Genomic DNA, 16,416 nt, shown 5'->3' on the forward strand with positions numbered 1-16,416 from the left:
GGCCGGTCGAGGTGCGGCCGGTTGAGGTGCGGGAACGCGTCGGCCGGAGTCGGTCGAGTTGGTGTGGATGTTCCGGCCGGGGGCCGCGGAACCGCCGCCGTCATCACCGCGGCCGAGCTGCTACGAAGCCCACCGGCTACTGGATGACCAGGCGCTCCAGCGCTGTCGCAGGATGCGCGGGTCTGCCGGCTGTGGGCTGTCCGCGAGGTGGGCTGTCGTGCGGTCGATCGCCGCAGGACCCTCCGGTCGTAGCCGGTGAGGAGATCGTTCGGGGCGTCGCCACGAACCCAGGGCCACGGAACCGTCCCTATGGCTGACGGTGCTGTGCCTGTCGGGTCTGGTCCGCGTGGCGCCGCTCAAGGGTGCTGCGTGAACGGCTCAATCCTCAGCTTCGTCGGGACCTTGCCCACTGCCGTGTGGGCCCCTGGCTGCCGATGCTGTGAAACCCGCCCAGCACCTGACCGCGCCCTACTCCGTCACGTCCCGCCCTCTTACCGCCGCGGTACGAAAGCGAGGCGCCCCGCGGACCGGCTGTTCCGGTCAGCGGGGCACCTCGTGCGGTTCAGTCCTTGATCTCGCAGATCGCGGCGCCGGAGGTGATGGAGGCGCCGATCTGGGCGGCGAGGCCCTTGACGGTGCCGGTCTTGTGGGCGTTGAGGGGCTGTTCCATCTTCATGGCTTCGAGGACGACGATCAGGTCGCCTTCCTTGACTTCCTGGCCTTCCTCGACGGCGATCTTGACGATGGTGCCCTGCATGGGGGAGGCGAGGGTGTCGCCGGAGGCCGCGGGGCCGGACTTCTTGGCGGCGCGGCGTTTGGGCTTGGCACCGGCGGCGAGGCCGGTGCGGGCCAGCGACATACCCAGCGAGGAGGGCAGGGAGACCTCCAGGCGTTTGCCGCCGACCTCGACGACGATCGTCTCGCGGTCCGCGTCGTCCTCGGCGTCGGTGTCGGTCGGGGCGGTGAAGGGCTTGATGTCGTTGACGAACTCGGTCTCGATCCAGCGGGTGTGGACCGTGAACGGGTCGCCGGAGCCGGTCAGTTCCGGGGCGAAGGCGGGGTCGGTGACCACCTTGCGGTGGAAGGGGATGGCGGTGGCCATGCCCTCGACCTGGAACTCGGCCAGGGCGCGGGCGGCACGCTGCAGGGCCTGTTCGCGGGTGGCGCCGGTGACGATCAGCTTGGCCAGCAGGGAGTCCCAGGCCGGCCCGATCACGCTGCCGGACTCCACGCCCGCGTCCAGACGCACGCCGGGGCCGGAGGGTGCCTGGAAGCGGGTGACGGTGCCGGGGGCGGGCAGGAAGCCCCGGCCCGGGTCCTCGCCGTTGATGCGGAACTCGAAGGAGTGGCCGCGCAGTGCGGGATCGCCGTAGCCCAGTTCCTCGCCGTCGGCGATGCGGAACATCTCGCGCACCAGGTCGATGCCGGCGACCTCCTCGGTGACCGGGTGCTCGACCTGCAGGCGGGTGTTGACCTCCAGGAAGGAGATCGTGCCGTCCTGGCCGACCAGGAACTCCACCGTGCCGGCGCCGACGTAGCCGGCCTCCTTCAGGATCGCCTTGGAGGCGCGGTACAGCTCGGCGACCTGCTCGTCGGACAGGAACGGCGCGGGGGCTTCCTCGACCAGCTTCTGGTGGCGGCGCTGGAGGGAGCAGTCACGGGTGGAGACCACGACGACGTTGCCGTGGGTGTCGGCCAGGCACTGGGTCTCCACATGCCGGGGACGGTCCAGGTAGCGCTCGACGAAGCACTCGCCGCGGCCGAACGCGGCCACCGCCTCGCGCACCGCCGAGTCGTACAGCTCGGGGACCTCTTCCAGGGTGCGGGCGACCTTCAGGCCGCGCCCGCCGCCGCCGAAGGCGGCCTTGATGGCGATCGGCAGACCGTGCTCCTGGGCGAAGGCCACGACCTCGTCGGCGCCGGAGACCGGGTCCGGGGTGCCGGCCACCAGCGGGGCACCGGCCCGCTGCGCGATGTGCCGGGCCGCGACCTTGTCCCCCAGGTCGCGGATGGCCTGCGGGGGCGGGCCGATCCAGATCAGGCCCGCGTCCAGGACCGCCTGGGCGAACTCGGCGTTCTCCGACAGGAACCCGTAACCGGGATGGACGGCGTCCGCGCCCGACTCCCGCGCGGCGCCCAGCACCTTGCCGATGTCCAGGTAACTGGTGGCCGGGGTGTCACCGCCCAGAGCGAACGCCTCATCCGCGGCGCGGACATGCAGAGCGTCCCGGTCCGGGTCGGCGTACACGGCCACGCTCGCGATACCGGCATCCCGGCAGGCCCGGGCAACGCGGACAGCGATTTCGCCACGGTTGGCGATGAGCACCTTGCGCACGATTGAGGCTCCCTCCTTGAAACAAGCCGAGTTTAGGGACTGCCGACACGTCTCTTCGACCCGTCCCCTGTGGTGACCTTCCCCACACGGAGCGTGATGCGAGCCAGCACGACCCGCGAAATCCCTTGTCGCACCTCGTTACGCAGGACTCCTCCCGGAAACCCTAGCCCTCCTCTGTGGTCAAGGTCTCTGTGAGGGCGTGCTGCGGACCACTCCGATTCTTTGTGGAGTCCCTACGAATGGCCCAATGATTCTTTGCCCACGGCCGAACCCTTGTCCCCTGGTTTACCCGTTAGTAGCGTTCGCGCTGTATTTGAACGTACGTCGGGTGCCAGGAGCACGGCTCGAAAGTGGGTGGGGACCGGTGATACGCAGACCGGTGGCGTGGGTCGTGGCGGTCGTCCTCTTCGTCGAGGCTCTCGGCGTGGCGATGCTGAACTGGATCATGGGCGATCTCGTCGACGCGCAGAACATGTCGCTGGCCGGTCTGGACCCGGATGCGATGTCGATGTCCTCGAAGATCGGCGGAGTCGTCTTCGGCCTCTACTTCGCGCTGTGCGCGCTGGTCGCGCTGCTGGTGGCGGTGCGCGACCGGCAGCCCGCCGGGCTCGGACGGATCCTGCTGATCAGCGCCGCGGTGGTGCACGGCCTGCTGAGCGCGGTCGCCTGGGCGCTGATCGGCTTGCCCCAGTCCTTCTTCATGGCCGTGATGCTCGGGCTGATCGTGCTCGTGCTGGTGACCTACGACGAACGGCGAGGGCCGGTCGCGCCGGAGCCGCACGACACACCGGGCCCGGGTGGCCCCGAGGAGCCGGAGGGCCCCCGGGAGGCCGGTGGCGCGCCGCTCACGTCACCGCCGGCGCCCACAACTCCGTGATGCCGACGCCCAGGTCGGCCAGCAGCCGGCGCAGCAGCGGCAGGCTGAGGCCGATCACGTTGCCGTGGTCGCCGTCGATGCCCTCGATGAACGGGGCCGAACGGCCGTCCAGGGTGAACGCGCCCGCGACATAGAGGGGTTCGCCGGAGGCGACGTACGCGGCGATCTCGGCGTCGGTCGGCTCGCCGAAGCGGACGACGGTGGAGGCGACCGCCGACACATACCGGCCGCTCGTGGTGTCGTAGACGCAGTGGCCGGTCTGCAGGGTGCCCGCGCGTCCGCGCATGGCCTTCCAGCGGGCCGTCGCCTCCTCGGCGTCGGCCGGCTTGCCCAGGGCCTCGCCGTCCAGGTCGAGCACCGAGTCGCAGCCGATCACCAGCGCACCCTTGACCTCGGGCTTCGCGGCCACCACGGAGGCCTTCGCCTCGGCCAGGGCGAGCGCCAGTTCGGCGGGGGTGGGGGCGGTGACGGCGTCCTCGTCGACCCCGCTCACGAGCACCTCGGGGGTGAGGCCGGCCTGCCGCAGCAGGCCCAGCCGGGCGGGGGACTGGGAGGCGAGCACGAGTCGGCGGCGCGGCTGAACGGTCATGCGGTCAGCGTAGTCCGATCAGCGCAACCCGATCACGATCATCGCGAGCACCATGGCCAGTGCCAGAAAGATGCTCAGTCGCCGAAGCATGACCTGCATGTCGCGCAGTTCCTTCGGCGGTTCGTTCTCAGGGTCGGACCACAGCATGGTTTCCAGCGTGCGGCGATTTCGTGGAAGGCGCCTGAGTACGCGTACTCAACTTCTCCAAACGGTACTGTGGTTCCATTAGTGGTCCGTGAGAGGGGTATGTGTGTTCACCACCGCCTGGTCCGCCTCGCCTCAGCTCCCCGCCGAAGGCTTCACCCCCAATTGGTCTCGCGAGGGCTTCTGGCGGCAGTCCGTGCGCCAGGTCGTCCGGCTGTCGGCGGGAGGGAAGCGGGTGCGGATCCGGCTGTCCCACGCGTACGGCACCTCCCCGGTCCGGCTCGCGGGCGCCACGGTCGGTCGTACGGCCGTGGGAGCCGCCGTCGAACCGGGCTCGCTGCGAAGGCTCACGCTCGCGGACGAGATTCCCGCCCGGGGTTCGCTGGTGAGCGAGCCGGTCGAACTCGCCGTGGCGGCGGGGGAGTCGGTGACGGTCACCCTGTACTTCGACGCGGCGACCGGGCCCGCGACCTTCCACGCGCAGGCCTTCACGGCCGGCTACCGGGGGCAGGGCGACCTGCTGGGTGATGTCGACGGAGGGGGCTTCGACGCGGTCAGCGAGTGCTGGTACTTCCTGGCTGCCGTCGAGACGGACTCCGGGCGCACGGACGGTGTCGCGCTGTTCGGGGACTCCATAACCGACGGGTTCGGGTCGACGGTGGGGGCGGACCGGCGGTGGTCGGACGCGCTGGCCCGGCTCACCGGGCGGCCGGTGCTCAACGCCGGGATCGGCGGGAACCTGCTGCTCAACGACTCCGCGTGGTACGGGGAGAAGGGGCTCGCGCGGTTCCGGCGGGATGTGCTGGGGCTTGCCGGGGTGGACACGGTCGTCGTGCTGCTGGGGCTCAACGACATCGGGTTCAGCGAGACCGACGAGCAGCCGACGTACCGGCCCGCGCCGGTGGTGGAGGCAGCCGAACTCATCGCCGGACATCGTGAGTTGATACGGCAGGCGCGGGGGCTGCGGGTGATCGGGTGCACCCTGCTGCCGTTCGGCGGCTCGGACCACTGGGGTGAGCACGCGGCGAAGGTCGCACACGAGGTCAACGAGTGGGTGCGCTGCTCCGGCGAGTACGACGCGGTGGTCGACCTCGCGCGGGAGCCGGCCGATCCGGGAGACCCGGACCGGCTGTGCCCGTCGTACGACTTCGGCGATCACCTGCACCCGAACGATCTCGGGTACGAGGTGATGGCCCGAGCGCTGTCAGCCGTCCTCTAGGACGGCCAGTAGGTGCGCGTCCATGCCGTGGGCCCCGGCTGCGGCAGGCGGCGCCCCGCGATACGGGACGGATCCGACCACGCGGCCCGGGTCTCCTCCGCGCCCGACGGCGGGTCCGTCGCCGCCGCGGCGCGGGCCCGGACCACCGCCAGGGCGGCGGCGAGCTCCTCCGGGGTGGGGTTTCCCCGTACGACCTTGATGTTCATGACGGCTCCCGGCAGGGCTAGAGGGGGATGTTGCCGTGCTTCTTCGGAGGCAGGGACTCACGCTTGGTGCGCAGCTGGCGCAGGCCCCTGACCACATGGCGGCGGGTGTCCGACGGCATGATCACGGAGTCGATGTAGCCGCGCTCGGCCGCGATGTAGGGGTTGAGGAGGGCGTCCTCGTACTCCCGGATCAGACGGGCGCGGGTCGCCTCCAGCTCTCCGGCGGCCTCCGCCTCCGCGATCGTGCGGCGGTGCAGGATGTTGACCGCGCCCTGGGCGCCCATCACGGCGATCTGGGCGGTGGGCCAGGCGAGGTTGATGTCCGCGCCGAGGTGCTTGGAGCCCATGACGTCGTAGGCGCCGCCGAAGGCCTTGCGGGTGATCACCGTGATGAGGGGGACGGTCGCTTCCGCGTAGGCGTAGATCAGCTTGGCACCGCGGCGGATGATGCCGTCGTGCTCCTGGTCGACGCCCGGGAGGAAGCCGGGGACGTCCACGAAGGTGATCACCGGGATGTTGAAGGCGTCGCAGGTGCGGACGAAGCGCGCCGCCTTCTCGGACGCGGTGATGTCGAGGCAGCCGGCGAACTGCATCGGCTGGTTGGCGACGATGCCGACCGGGTGACCCTCGACACGGCCGTACCCGGTGAGGATGTTCGGCGCGTACAGCGGCTGCGTCTCGAAGAACTCGGCGTCGTCCAGGATGTGCTCGATCACCGTGTGCATGTCGTACGGCTGGTTCGCGCTGTCCGGGACGAGCGTGTCCAGCTCGCGGTCCTCGTCGGTGACCCCTAGGTCCGCCTCCTCCGGGTAGACCGGCGGCTCGGACAGGTTGTTGGACGGCAGGTACGACAGCAACTGCTTGACGTACTCGACGGCGTCCTTCTCGTCCCCGGCCATGTGGTGGGCCACGCCGGACACCGAGTTGTGGGTGCGGGCGCCGCCCAGCTCCTCGAAGCCCACGTCCTCGCCGGTGACCGTCTTGATGACGTCCGGGCCGGTGATGAACATGTGCGAGGTCTGGTCGACCATGACCGTGAAGTCGGTGATCGCCGGGGAGTACACGGCTCCGCCCGCGCAGGGACCGACGACCAGGCTGATCTGCGGGATGACACCGCTCGCGTGGGTGTTGCGGCGGAAGATCTCGCCGTAGGCGCCGAGGGAGGCCACTCCCTCCTGGATGCGGGCGCCGCCGGAGTCGTTGATGCCGATGACCGGGCAGCCGGTCTTCAGCGCGAAGTCCATCACCTTGACGATCTTCTGGCCGTACACCTCGCCCAGCGCACCGCCGAAGACGGTGAAGTCCTGGGAGAACACGGCGACGGGGCGGCCGTCGACGGTGCCGTACCCGGTGACGACTCCGTCGCCGTACGGCCGGTTGTTCTCCAGGCCGAAGTTGGTGGAGCGGTGCCGGGCGAACTCGTCCAGCTCGACGAAGGAGCCCTCGTCGAGGAGGAGTTCGATGCGCTCACGGGCCGTCAGTTTGCCCTTGGCGTGTTGCTTCTCGACGGCACGTGCGGAGCCGGCGTGCGTCGCCTCGTCAATACGACGCTGGAGATCCGCGAGCTTGCCCGCGGTGGTGTGGATGTCGATCTCTTCCGGCTCGGACATCGGTCTCGCGGCTCCCTGCCTGCTCAAAAGGGGGGACGGTTACTCATCCGTAGAGTAGTGGTGCCCCTACGAATCAGCAGTGCGGCGTTTCACACACCTAGGGTGGCTTGCATGACTCCGCGAGATGTTTCAGGAGACGACAGCCGTTGGTCGGACCTCGACCGGCCGCCCCTCAACGCCGCCGCGCTGCGCCGCGGGCTGGTGCGCGAGGGCGGGCTGTGGTCCGGGATCGAGGTGGTGGCCGCGACCGGCTCCACCAACTCCGACCTGGTCGCCCGCGCCGCCGCGGGCAAGGCGGCCGAGGGCGCGGTCCTCGTCGCCGAGGAGCAGAGCGCCGGGCGGGGCCGCCTGGACCGCCAGTGGACCGCGCCGCCGCGCTCGGGCCTGTTCTTCTCCGTCCTGCTGACCCCGGGGGACGTCCCGGTGGCCCGCTGGGGCTGGCTGCCGCTGCTGACGGGGGTCGCGGTGGCGACGGGGCTGTCGCGGGCGGCCGGTGTGGACACGGCCCTGAAGTGGCCCAACGACCTGCTGGTGACCGTCGGCGGCGAGGAACGCAAGGCGGGCGGGATCCTCGCCGAGCGCGCGGGCGAGGGCGGCGTCGTCGTGGGTGTCGGCATCAACGTCACCCTCCGGGAGGACGAGCTGCCGGTGCCGACCGCGGGTTCGCTGGCGCTGGCCGGAGCGGTGAGCACGGACCGGGACCCCCTGCTGCGGGCTGTCCTGCGCTCCCTGGAGGAGTGGTACGAGCGGTGGCGCGCGGCGGCGGGCGACCCGACGGTGAGCGGACTCCAGGAGACGTACGCGGCGGGGTGCGCGACGCTGGGGAGAGAGGTGCGGGCGGAGTTGCCCGGTGACCGCTCACTGGTGGGGGAGGCGGTGGCGGTGGACGGCGACGGCCGCCTGGTGATCGCGACGGAGGAGGGCGTACAGGAACCGGTGGGAGCGGGAGACATCGTGCACTTGAGACCGGCGTAGGCCGACACCCCCGTCGGCACCCTTGTCGACGCCCGCGGGAGTGAGCTGTCGCACACCTGCCGTACAGTTGAGGCCGGTCGATACCTGACCGTGACAGATCGGAAGGGCAGCAGGCGTGACCGCAGACGACACGGGCTCCGGCGCGGACGCGACCCCGCACCCGCTCGCCGTGCGTCTCGAACAGCTCATCCTCGGCGCCGAGCGGCGCTACACCCCCTTTCAAGCGGCCCGTACCGCCGGCGTCTCCATGGAGCTGGCCACCCGCTTCTGGCGGGCGATGGGCTTCGCCGACGTCGGCCAGGCCAAGGCGTTCACCGAGGCGGACGTCCTCGCGTTGCGCCGGCTCGCCGGTCTCGTCGAGGCGGGGCTGTTGAGCGAGGCCATGGCCGTGCAGGTGGCGCGGTCCACCGGGCAGACCACCGCCCGGCTCGCCGAGTGGCAGATCGACTCCTTCCTGGAGGGCCTGACCGACCCCCCGGAACCGGGCATGACCCGCACCGAGGTGACGTACCCGATCATCGAGCTGCTCCTTCCGGAGCTGGAGGAGTTCCTCGTCTACGTCTGGCGCCGCCAGCTCTCGGCCTCGGCGGGGCGGGTCGTGCAGGCCGCCGACGACGAGGAGATGGTGGACCGGCGCCTGTGCGTCGGCTTCGCCGACCTCGTCGGGTTCACGCGGCTGACCCGCCGTATGGAGGAGGAGGAGCTCGGCGAACTCGTCGAGGCCTTCGAGACCACCGCCGCGGATCTCGTGGCGGCGCGGGGCGGGCGGCTCATCAAGACCCTCGGCGACGAGGTCCTGTTCGCGGCCGACGACGCGGCCGTCGCCGCCGAGATCGCGCTGCGGTTGATCGAGACCATGGCGAACGACGAGACCATGCCCGAGCTGCGCGTCGGCATCGCCTTCGGCACGGTGACCACCCGTATGGGTGATGTCTTCGGTACGACGGTGAACCTCGCCTCCCGGCTCACCTCGATAGCTCCCCGTGACGCCGTGCTCGTCGACAGCGCCTTCGCGGAGGAGCTGATCCGCAGCGGGGAGGCGCCCGCCTCCGAGGCGGAGGCGGCCGAGGCCGCGGCCGCCGCCGAGAAGGAGGGCGAGGAGCCGCCGACGTACCGGTTCGCGCTCCAGCCCATGTGGCAGCGGCCGGTACGTGGACTCGGCGTCGTCGAGCCCTGGCTGCTGACCCGCAGGGACCTGGCCCCCTCCTAGCCCCCCTGTCGTACGCACAGACCGACGATCGGCACGCACAGGCCGGGCGCGGGCTGTGCCGAGTGCGTGGGCTGGGGGGCCGGTGCCGGTGCCCGTGTCGCTGCCGGTGGGGGCGTGGTCCGGGTGGGTTGCGGGGCGGCGGTCGGCGCCGGTGCGTGGGGCGTGGTGGCCCCGGTCGGCGTCGGTGCCGGTGCCTGTGCCCGCGTGTTCGGTGCGTCCGGGATCGTCGTGGGGGCCGCCGCGAGGGGCAGGGGTACGGCGGTCGCGGACCCTGCGCGGGCCGGGGAGGCGCCCGGCGTGGGGGTCGCGGAGATGCCGCCCATCGCCGTGGTCGCCGACGGGGGTGCCTGCGGGACGGACCCCACGGACCCCACGGTCGCGGCGGCGTTGGTCGCTCGGTCCGTGCCGGTGCCTGTGCTGTTGCCGGTGTCGATGTCCGTGTCCGCGCCCGGGGCGGCCTGGGGATCCGGTTCCGTCGCGCCGAAGCCGCCCACTCCCGCGTCGGGGGTCAGCCGTACGAGGCTCAGGGCGCCGGCGGCCAGGAAGAGGCCGCCCGCCGCGAGCAGGACCTTGCGTGGGCGGGGCTTGCGGTGGCGGCCGCGCGGTGCGAACAGGCGGGTGCCGCCGTCCCCCGACATGCCTGTCGTCGTCATCGTCGTCGCCGTCATGCTTCCTCCCCTGGTGCCTGCGCCCCCTGTGCGCCATGGCGGGGCGCACGTTATGCGCTGTCCTGGGCGGTGGGGGGCGAGTTGGGTGGGATGTCACTCGAACGGGGTGTCGGGTGGGTCGGCGGGAACCTTTCGCGGTGGGGGTGGGGCTGCGATGATCGGAGCGTTCTTGTTAACCGACGTTAACCGGGAGGGTGTCATGGGCGAGGAGCGGTTCGGGGAGTTCGTGCTGGTGAGGCGGCATGGGGAGCAGGGTGTCGCGGAGCTGGTCCTCGATCGCCCCAAGGCGATGAACGCGGTCTCCACGGAGATGGCGCGGTCCGTCGCCGCCGCCTGCGCCTCACTGGGGGGTGATCAGGGCGTACGGGTTGTCGTGCTGACCTCCACGCATGAGCGGGCGTTCTGTGTCGGGGCGGATCTGAAGGAGCGGAACTCTCTCAGCGACGCGGAGCTGCTGCGGCAGCGGCCGGTGGCCCGGGGTGCGTACACGGGGGTGCTGGAGTTGCCGGTGCCTACGATCGCCGCGGTGCACGGGTTCGCGTTGGGCGGGGGGTTCGAACTGGCGCTGTCGTGCGACCTGATCGTGGCGGACCGTACGGCCGTGGTGGGGTTGCCGGAGGTGTCGGTGGGGGTGATCCCCGGGGGTGGGGGGACGCAGCTGCTGCCGCGGCGGGTGGGGGCGGCGCGGGCCGCGGAGCTGATCTTCACGGCGCGGCGGGTGGAGGCGGAGGAGGCGCAGCGGCTGGGGCTCGTGGATCAGCTGGTGGAGGCCGGGGAGGACCGGGAGTCGGCCTTGGCGCTCGCGGATCGGATCGCCGCGAACTCACCCGTGGGGTTGCGGGCGGCGAAGCGGGCGCTGCGGCTCGGGCAGGGGCTGGATCTGCGGGCCGGGCTCGAGGTGGAGGACGCGGCGTGGCGGGCGGTGGCGTTCTCCGGGGACCGGGCGGAGGGGGTGGCGGCCTTCAACGAACGGCGGGCGCCGCGGTGGCCTGGGCAGTGACGGTGCCTCCGGCGGTGGGGCGGGTGTCTGAGGTGGTCGAGCGGCTGCGGGCCGGTGGGGGCTGGTCGCGCGGTTCCCCGCGCCCCTGGATGCCTGCGGCGGCCTGTGCGGATGCGTCGTCGGCGGTCCGTCTTGGCGTGGGTGACTGCAACCCCCTAGGGGCGCGGGGAACTGCGCGACCGGCCACATCGGACCCGCACCCGCCCGGCGCCCCCTGGCACGCCCTGCCTCTCGAACGGCCCAACCACATCCCGGCCCCCACTCGAATCCTCCCTAACCTGGAGTGATGGGTGAGGACATCCGGCTGGCCGCGGTCGTCGCGTTGGCTCAGGGCATGGCGGCGGCCCACGGCTCGCGGGAGGCGTGGCGGGCCGCCGCCGCCGGGGCGTGCCGTGCGCTCGGGGGCAGCTTCGCCGCGTTGTCCGTGTGGGAGCGGGAGCTCGGACGGCTCAGGGTGCTGGTGAACGTGGGGGACCGGGCCGCCGGTGAGGAGGAGTTCCCCGAGAACGAGTCCTACCCCGTGCACCAGTTCCCGGAGATCACCGAGTTCCTGCACGAGCGGTGGGCCGGGGGCGGTGAGCCCAACGCGTGGGTCGAGACGGCGGAGGGGCCGGCGGCCGGAGGGCCGCCCGGATATGTGCATCAGCGCGTTGCCGCGCTCCGCAGGAGGGGTCGCGGGAGCTGTGTCGTGGCCCCCATCGTGCTGAACGGGCGGGCCTGGGGGGAGCTGTATGTCGCCCGGCCCACCGGGGCCCCTGTATTCGGGCGGGAGGACGCCGACTTCGCCACCGTCCTGGCCGCCGTCGTCGCCGCCGGAATCGCCCAGGCGGAGCGGCTGGAGGAGGCGAGACGGCTGGCGTTCACGGACGCGCTGACCGGGCTCGCCAATCGCCGTGCCGTGGACGCGCGGCTCGACGAGGCCGTCGACCGGCACAAGCGGGACGGCGTCGTGGTCAGTCTCGTCGTGTGTGACCTCAACGGGCTCAAGCGGGTCAACGACACCCGTGGCCACGCCGTGGGCGACCGGCTGCTGGAACGTTTCGGGTCGGTGCTGTCGCTGTGCGGGGCCATGCTGCCGGGTGCCCTGGCCGCTCGGCTCGGTGGGGACGAGTTCTGTCTGCTCGCCGTCGGGCCGTCCGCCGACGATGTCGTCAGGGCGGCCGAGGAGCTCTGCCGACGAGCCGGTGAGCTGGAGCTGGGGGAAGGGGTGGCGTGCGGGGTCGCCTCCACCGCGGATCCCATCGGGCCGGTGCGGTCCGCCCGGCGGCTCTTCCGGCTCGCCGACGCCGCGCAGTACCGGGCCAAGGCCGAGCGTGCCGCCAGGCCCGTCGTCGCGGGGCGGGGCGGCCCCGACGATCCGGTCGTACGGTTGGCCGACGCGGCTCCTACCGGGCCGACGGCCGAGCGGCGGACGTTCCGGGGGCGTCAGCCCTGAGAGGTGGTGCCGGTAAGGGGCGTCGCGGGTAGGGGCGTCGCGGTAAGGGGCGTAACCCCGACCCACTAGTGACATCTCGGAATTCAATGCGTACGCTCCTGAATATGGATATGCACACTGTGGTGGTGGGGACGTCCGGGGTCACCGCGTCCGACGTCCTTGCCGTGGCGCGGGACGGTGCCCGTATCGAGCTCTCCGAGGAGGCGCTGGCCGCTCTCGCCGCGGCCCGCGGGATCGTGGACGCCCTCGCGGCCAAGCCCGAGCCCGTCTACGGCGTCAGCACCGGCTTCGGCGCCCTCGCGACCCGGCACATCAGCCAGGAGCTCCGGGCCCAGCTGCAGCGCAACATCGTCCGCTCGCACGCCGCCGGCATGGGGCCGCGAGTCGAGCGGGAGGTCGTACGGGCGCTGATGTTCCTGCGGCTCAAGACCGTCTGCTCGGGACACACGGGAGTACGGCCCGAGGTCGCGCAGACCATGGCCGATGTACTCAACGCCGGGATCACCCCGGTCGTCCACGAGTACGGGTCGCTCGGCTGCTCCGGGGACCTCGCGCCGCTGTCCCACTGTGCCCTCACGCTCATGGGGGAGGGGGACGCCGAGGGACCGGACGGGACCGTGCGGCCCGCCGGTGAGCTGCTCGCCGAGCACGGGATCGCCCCCGTCGAACTGCGGGAGAAGGAAGGGCTCGCCCTTCTCAACGGCACCGACGGCATGCTCGGCATGCTGGTCATGGCGCTCGCCGACCTGGACATGCTCTACAAGTCCGCCGACATCACCGCCGCCCTGTCGCTGGAGGCCCTGCTCGGTACCGACAAGGTGCTCGCGCCCGAGCTGCACGCCATCCGGCCGCATCCGGGGCAGGGGGCGTCCGCCGCCAACATGCTGGCCGTGCTGCGGGGTTCGGAGCTCACCGGGCACCACCAGGACGACGCGCCCCGGGTCCAGGACGCCTACTCCGTGCGCTGCGCGCCGCAGGTCGCCGGGGCCGGGCGGGACACCCTGGCCCACGCACGGCTGGTGGCGGAGAGGGAGTTGGCGTCCGCTGTCGACAACCCCGTCGTCCTGCCCGACGGGCGCGTCGAGTCCAACGGCAACTTCCACGGCGCCCCCGTCGCCTACGTCCTCGACTTCCTCGCCATCGCCGTCGCCGACCTCGCCTCGATCGCCGAGCGGCGCACCGACCGGCTGCTCGACAAGAACCGTTCGCACGGGCTGCCGCCGTTCCTCGCCGACGACGCCGGTGTCGACTCCGGGCTGATGATCGCCCAGTACACACAGGCCGCGCTGGTCAGTGAGTTGAAGCGGCTGGCCGTGCCCGCGTCCGCGGACTCGATCCCCTCGTCCGCGATGCAGGAGGACCACGTCTCGATGGGGTGGTCGGCCGCGCGCAAGCTGCGTACCGCCGTCGACAACCTCGCCCGGGTGCTCGCCGTCGAGCTGTACGCCGCCTCGCGCGCCGTCGAGCTGCGCGAGGGCCTGAGTCCGGCGCCGGCGACGCAGGCCGCCATCACCGCCGTACGCAAGGCGGGTGTCGAGGGCCCCGGTCCGGACCGGTTCCTGGCGCCGGACCTCGCCGCGGCGGACGTGTTCGTGCGGGAGGGGCGGCTGGTGTCGGCGGTTGAGGCCGTCACCGGGTCGCTGCTGTAAGCGGCGGGGCCCTGTTCAGCCGTACGGCGAACAGGGCCCGCGGCGGTTGCTCGAGCTTGGCCGGCCGGGCGTCGCTTCCCCGCGCCGGCGTTGGTGACCTTCGCTCGGCCCGTTCAGAAGCCCAGGCGTTCCCGGCGTACCGAATAGACGACGAAGCCCGCACCCAGCGTGAGGAAGAGGGTGCCGCCGACGACGTACGGGGTGGTGTCGAAGCTGCCGGTGTCGGCGAGCCGGGTGGCGTCCGTGGACGCCTCCGCGCTCGTGGTCGTGACCCGCGCCTGCGTCGTGGCCTGCACGGACGGCTCTGTTCTCGCCGGCTGTTCCTGAGTCGCGTTGGCGGACGGGACGAACCACAGGGCACCCAGCAGGGTCCCCGCGGCGGTGGCGGTCAGCAACGGACGACGAACGGATGACACGGAATATCGATCCCCTTGTGGTGCTGGCGAATTGGCCGTGTGGGGCGATGTTAGTGAAAGTCGCGGGTCACGGGAAAGTCACGGGAGGCATGGGCTTTACGCTCCGGGCATGAGCACTGAAGAGACATCACGTTTTGTACGGCTTCGGGTGGAACTCGTCGTCGAGGTCGACGACCAGGAGGCCGTGACGCGGGCCGCGCTGGCGCGGATCACGGAGGATCCGGACATGCCGGACGACGAGCGGGCGCATGCCGAGAGCGCTGTGACGGAAGACACTGCGGAGGCCCTCGCGTATCTCGTGGACCCGTTCGACCTGGTCGGGGAGGTGTCGGGGGTCGAACTGGCCCAGGCTTCCTGGAGCAGCGAGCACATCGACTACGACCCGGATTCGCCGGACTGGGACCTTGACGAGGATGATGTAGAGGAAGACGAGGAAGAAGAGGTCGTCGGCTGAGCGCGCTGGGGAAGATCGTGACCCCGGGTGGCAACCGCCGTCCGGGGTTTCGTCGTCTCATGGGTCGCACGGACCGACAGACGCACCTGCCGCCACGGCGGACGTGGTGTGCCCCACACCTTCCGAGAAGGTGGAACGGGACGAACCGGTCGTAGCGTTTAGGTTTTATTGACGGGGACTCTCGGGGTTTCTGGGATTCGGCAACGATGGAGAAGCGTGTGATGACGGTCAGTAAGCGGCGCAGGGGCCTGACGGTCGCGTCCGCTCTGCTCGGCGGAGTGCTGGTGCTCTCTGCCTGTTCCGGTGGCGACGACTCTTCGTCGAGCGGCAGCGGCGGCGACACCTCGCAGGCCAAGGCCGACGAGGCGGCGGCGAAGAAGAGCTCACAGGCCGAGATCAGGATCACGCCCAAGGACGGCACGGACAACGCCTCCATCAACAACTCCGCCGCCGTCACCGTGAGCAAGGGCACGCTCACCGACGTGACGATGACGACCTCCGAGGGCACGAAGGTCGCCGGCGAGCTGTCCGCCGACAAGACCAGCTGGAAGCCCGACACCCAGCTGGAGCGCTCCACGACTTACAAGGTCGCCGCGGAGGCCAAGGACTCCGACGGCCTCGTCGCCCACGAGAACGCCTCGTTCACGACGGTCTCGCCGGCCAACAGCTTCATAGGCAACTTCACGCCGGAGGACGGCTCGACCGTCGGCGTGGGCATGCCGGTGTCGATCAACTTCGACAAGGCGATCACCAACAAGGCGGCCGTCCAGAAGGGCATCACCGTCTCCTCCACCAGTGGTCAGGAGGTCGTCGGTCACTGGTTCAACGCCAACCGCATCGACTTCCGCCCCGAGGACTACTGGAAGGAGAACTCCACCGTCACGCTGAAGCTCGCGCTCGACGGTGTCGAGGGTGCCAACGGCGTCTACGGCGTCCAGCAGAAGACGGTCACCTTCAAGATCGGCCGCAACCAGGTCTCGTACGTCGACGCCAAGACCAAGCAGATGAAGGTCACCCACAACGGCACGACGATCAAGACCATCCCGATCTCGGCCGGTTCGCCGGAGAACAAGACGTACGAAGGCGTCATGGTGATGTCCGAGAAGTTCAAGGAGACGCGCATGAACGGCGCGACCGTGGGCTTCACCGACGACGACGGCAAGGGCGAGTACGACATCAAGGACGTGCCGCACGCCATCCGCCTCACCAACTCCGGCACCTTCGTGCACGGCAACTACTGGGGCGCCAAGTCGGTCTTCGGCAACGTGAACACCAGCCACGGGTGCGTGGGCCTGTCCGACACCAAGGGCGCCAACGACACCGGCACGGCGGGCTACTGGTTCTACACCAACTCGATCGTCGGTGACGTGGTGGTCGTCTCCAACACCGGCGACAAGACGGTGGCCCCGGACAACGGCCTCAACGGCTGGAACCTGAACTGGGCCGACTGGAAGGCGGGCTCGGCGGTCTGACGGCCGCCCACCGACTGACGCGAAAAGGCGGTCGTCCCCGCGGGGACGACCGCCTTTTCGTGGTTCAGCCGGACAGCTCCGTCCGGGGTCCCTCCTGGCTCCCGGACAGCCTTCTCATGCAGCTCTTATTCGGGCCTTATGGAGTCATCACGCGCCG

General features: G+C 71.0%; 16 protein-coding genes. 9 read left to right on the forward strand and 7 right to left on the reverse strand.

What is annotated here, in order from left to right; all coding sequences use genetic code 11:
* Nucleotides 1–562: 562 nt before the first annotated feature.
* Complete coding sequence (locus tag ABZT93_RS02610) at nt 563–2,335, reverse strand: biotin carboxylase N-terminal domain-containing protein (RefSeq protein WP_356097721.1); 1,773 nt, start codon at nt 2,333–2,335, stop codon at nt 563–565.
* Between the two features lie 364 nt (nt 2,336–2,699).
* Between ABZT93_RS02610 and ABZT93_RS02615 the strand changes: the two genes are divergently transcribed.
* The gene (locus ABZT93_RS02615; protein ID WP_356097724.1) at nt 2,700–3,212 is read left to right on the forward strand and encodes a hypothetical protein; all 513 of its coding nucleotides are present in this window, start codon (nt 2,700–2,702) and stop codon (nt 3,210–3,212) included.
* On the opposite strand, the gene ABZT93_RS02620 is transcribed toward ABZT93_RS02615, so the two are convergent.
* Both ABZT93_RS02620 and ABZT93_RS02625 read right to left on the reverse strand, forming a co-directional pair.
* Nucleotides 3,181–3,801, reverse strand: a complete 621-nt coding sequence (locus tag ABZT93_RS02620) for a nucleoside triphosphate pyrophosphatase (protein WP_356097727.1) — start codon at nt 3,799–3,801, stop codon at nt 3,181–3,183. The two genes, ABZT93_RS02615 and ABZT93_RS02620, sit on opposite strands and share 32 nt — an antisense overlap.
* Before the next feature lie 18 nt (nt 3,802–3,819).
* The gene (locus tag ABZT93_RS02625; RefSeq protein WP_356097730.1) at nt 3,820–3,948 is read right to left on the reverse strand and encodes a hypothetical protein; all 129 of its coding nucleotides are present in this window, start codon (nt 3,946–3,948) and stop codon (nt 3,820–3,822) included.
* Between the two features lie 103 nt (nt 3,949–4,051).
* Between ABZT93_RS02625 and ABZT93_RS02630 the strand changes: the two genes are divergently transcribed.
* A complete protein-coding gene (locus tag ABZT93_RS02630; RefSeq protein ID WP_356097732.1) occupies nt 4,052–5,164 on the forward strand; it encodes an SGNH/GDSL hydrolase family protein in 1,113 nt (370 codons plus the stop codon).
* On the opposite strand, the gene ABZT93_RS02635 is transcribed toward ABZT93_RS02630, so the two are convergent.
* Complete coding sequence (locus tag ABZT93_RS02635; protein WP_356097735.1) at nt 5,161–5,370, reverse strand: acyl-CoA carboxylase subunit epsilon; 210 nt, start codon at nt 5,368–5,370, stop codon at nt 5,161–5,163. The genes ABZT93_RS02630 and ABZT93_RS02635 overlap by 4 nt on opposite strands.
* A 17-nt stretch (nt 5,371–5,387) precedes the next feature.
* Nucleotides 5,388–6,980, reverse strand: a complete 1,593-nt coding sequence (locus tag ABZT93_RS02640; RefSeq protein WP_356097738.1) for an acyl-CoA carboxylase subunit beta — start codon at nt 6,978–6,980, stop codon at nt 5,388–5,390.
* Between the two features lie 111 nt (nt 6,981–7,091).
* On the opposite strand from ABZT93_RS02640, the gene ABZT93_RS02645 reads away from it, so the two are divergent.
* Both ABZT93_RS02645 and ABZT93_RS02650 read left to right on the forward strand, forming a co-directional pair.
* Nucleotides 7,092–7,955 carry a biotin--[acetyl-CoA-carboxylase] ligase gene (locus tag ABZT93_RS02645; RefSeq protein ID WP_356097739.1) on the forward strand — a complete coding sequence of 288 codons (864 nt, stop codon included), beginning with the start codon at nt 7,092–7,094 and terminating at the stop codon, nt 7,953–7,955.
* Nucleotides 7,956–8,070: 115 nt separating this feature from the next.
* The gene (locus ABZT93_RS02650) at nt 8,071–9,165 is read left to right on the forward strand and encodes an adenylate/guanylate cyclase domain-containing protein (RefSeq protein WP_356097742.1); all 1,095 of its coding nucleotides are present in this window, start codon (nt 8,071–8,073) and stop codon (nt 9,163–9,165) included.
* On the opposite strand, the gene ABZT93_RS02655 is transcribed toward ABZT93_RS02650, so the two are convergent.
* Entirely contained in the window at nt 9,162–9,833 is a 672-nt protein-coding gene (locus ABZT93_RS02655) for a hypothetical protein (protein ID WP_356097745.1), read from the reverse strand. The genes ABZT93_RS02650 and ABZT93_RS02655 overlap by 4 nt on opposite strands.
* A 199-nt stretch (nt 9,834–10,032) precedes the next feature.
* Between ABZT93_RS02655 and ABZT93_RS02660 the strand changes: the two genes are divergently transcribed.
* From ABZT93_RS02660 to hutH, 3 genes are all read left to right on the forward strand, one after another.
* Nucleotides 10,033–10,833, forward strand: coding sequence for an enoyl-CoA hydratase-related protein (locus ABZT93_RS02660; RefSeq protein WP_356097748.1), 801 nt, complete (start codon nt 10,033–10,035; stop codon nt 10,831–10,833).
* Nucleotides 10,834–11,119: 286 nt separating this feature from the next.
* The gene (locus ABZT93_RS02665) at nt 11,120–12,268 is read left to right on the forward strand and encodes a GGDEF domain-containing protein (RefSeq protein ID WP_356097750.1); all 1,149 of its coding nucleotides are present in this window, start codon (nt 11,120–11,122) and stop codon (nt 12,266–12,268) included.
* 110 nt (nt 12,269–12,378) lie between these two features.
* On the forward strand, nt 12,379–13,917 hold the full coding sequence (hutH, locus tag ABZT93_RS02670) for a histidine ammonia-lyase (protein WP_356098447.1): 1,539 nt from the start codon (nt 12,379–12,381) through the stop codon (nt 13,915–13,917).
* Nucleotides 13,918–14,030: 113 nt separating this feature from the next.
* Here hutH and ABZT93_RS02675 read toward each other — a convergent pair whose 3' ends face one another.
* Nucleotides 14,031–14,312: an LPXTG cell wall anchor domain-containing protein gene (locus ABZT93_RS02675; RefSeq protein ID WP_356098450.1), complete on the reverse strand. Its 282-nt coding sequence runs from the start codon at nt 14,310–14,312 to the stop codon at nt 14,031–14,033.
* Between the two features lie 130 nt (nt 14,313–14,442).
* Between ABZT93_RS02675 and ABZT93_RS02680 the strand changes: the two genes are divergently transcribed.
* Entirely contained in the window at nt 14,443–14,787 is a 345-nt protein-coding gene (locus ABZT93_RS02680) for a hypothetical protein (RefSeq protein WP_356097753.1), read from the forward strand.
* A gap of 206 nt (nt 14,788–14,993) precedes the next feature.
* Nucleotides 14,994–16,259 (forward strand): Ig-like domain-containing protein, encoded by a 1,266-nt coding sequence (locus tag ABZT93_RS02685; RefSeq protein WP_356097756.1) that lies wholly within the window; start codon nt 14,994–14,996, stop codon nt 16,257–16,259.
* Nucleotides 16,260–16,416 lie beyond the last annotated feature (157 nt).

The organism is Streptomyces sp. NPDC005303, from assembly GCF_040607335.1.
Taxonomy (GTDB): Bacteria; Actinomycetota; Actinomycetes; order Streptomycetales; family Streptomycetaceae; genus Streptomyces.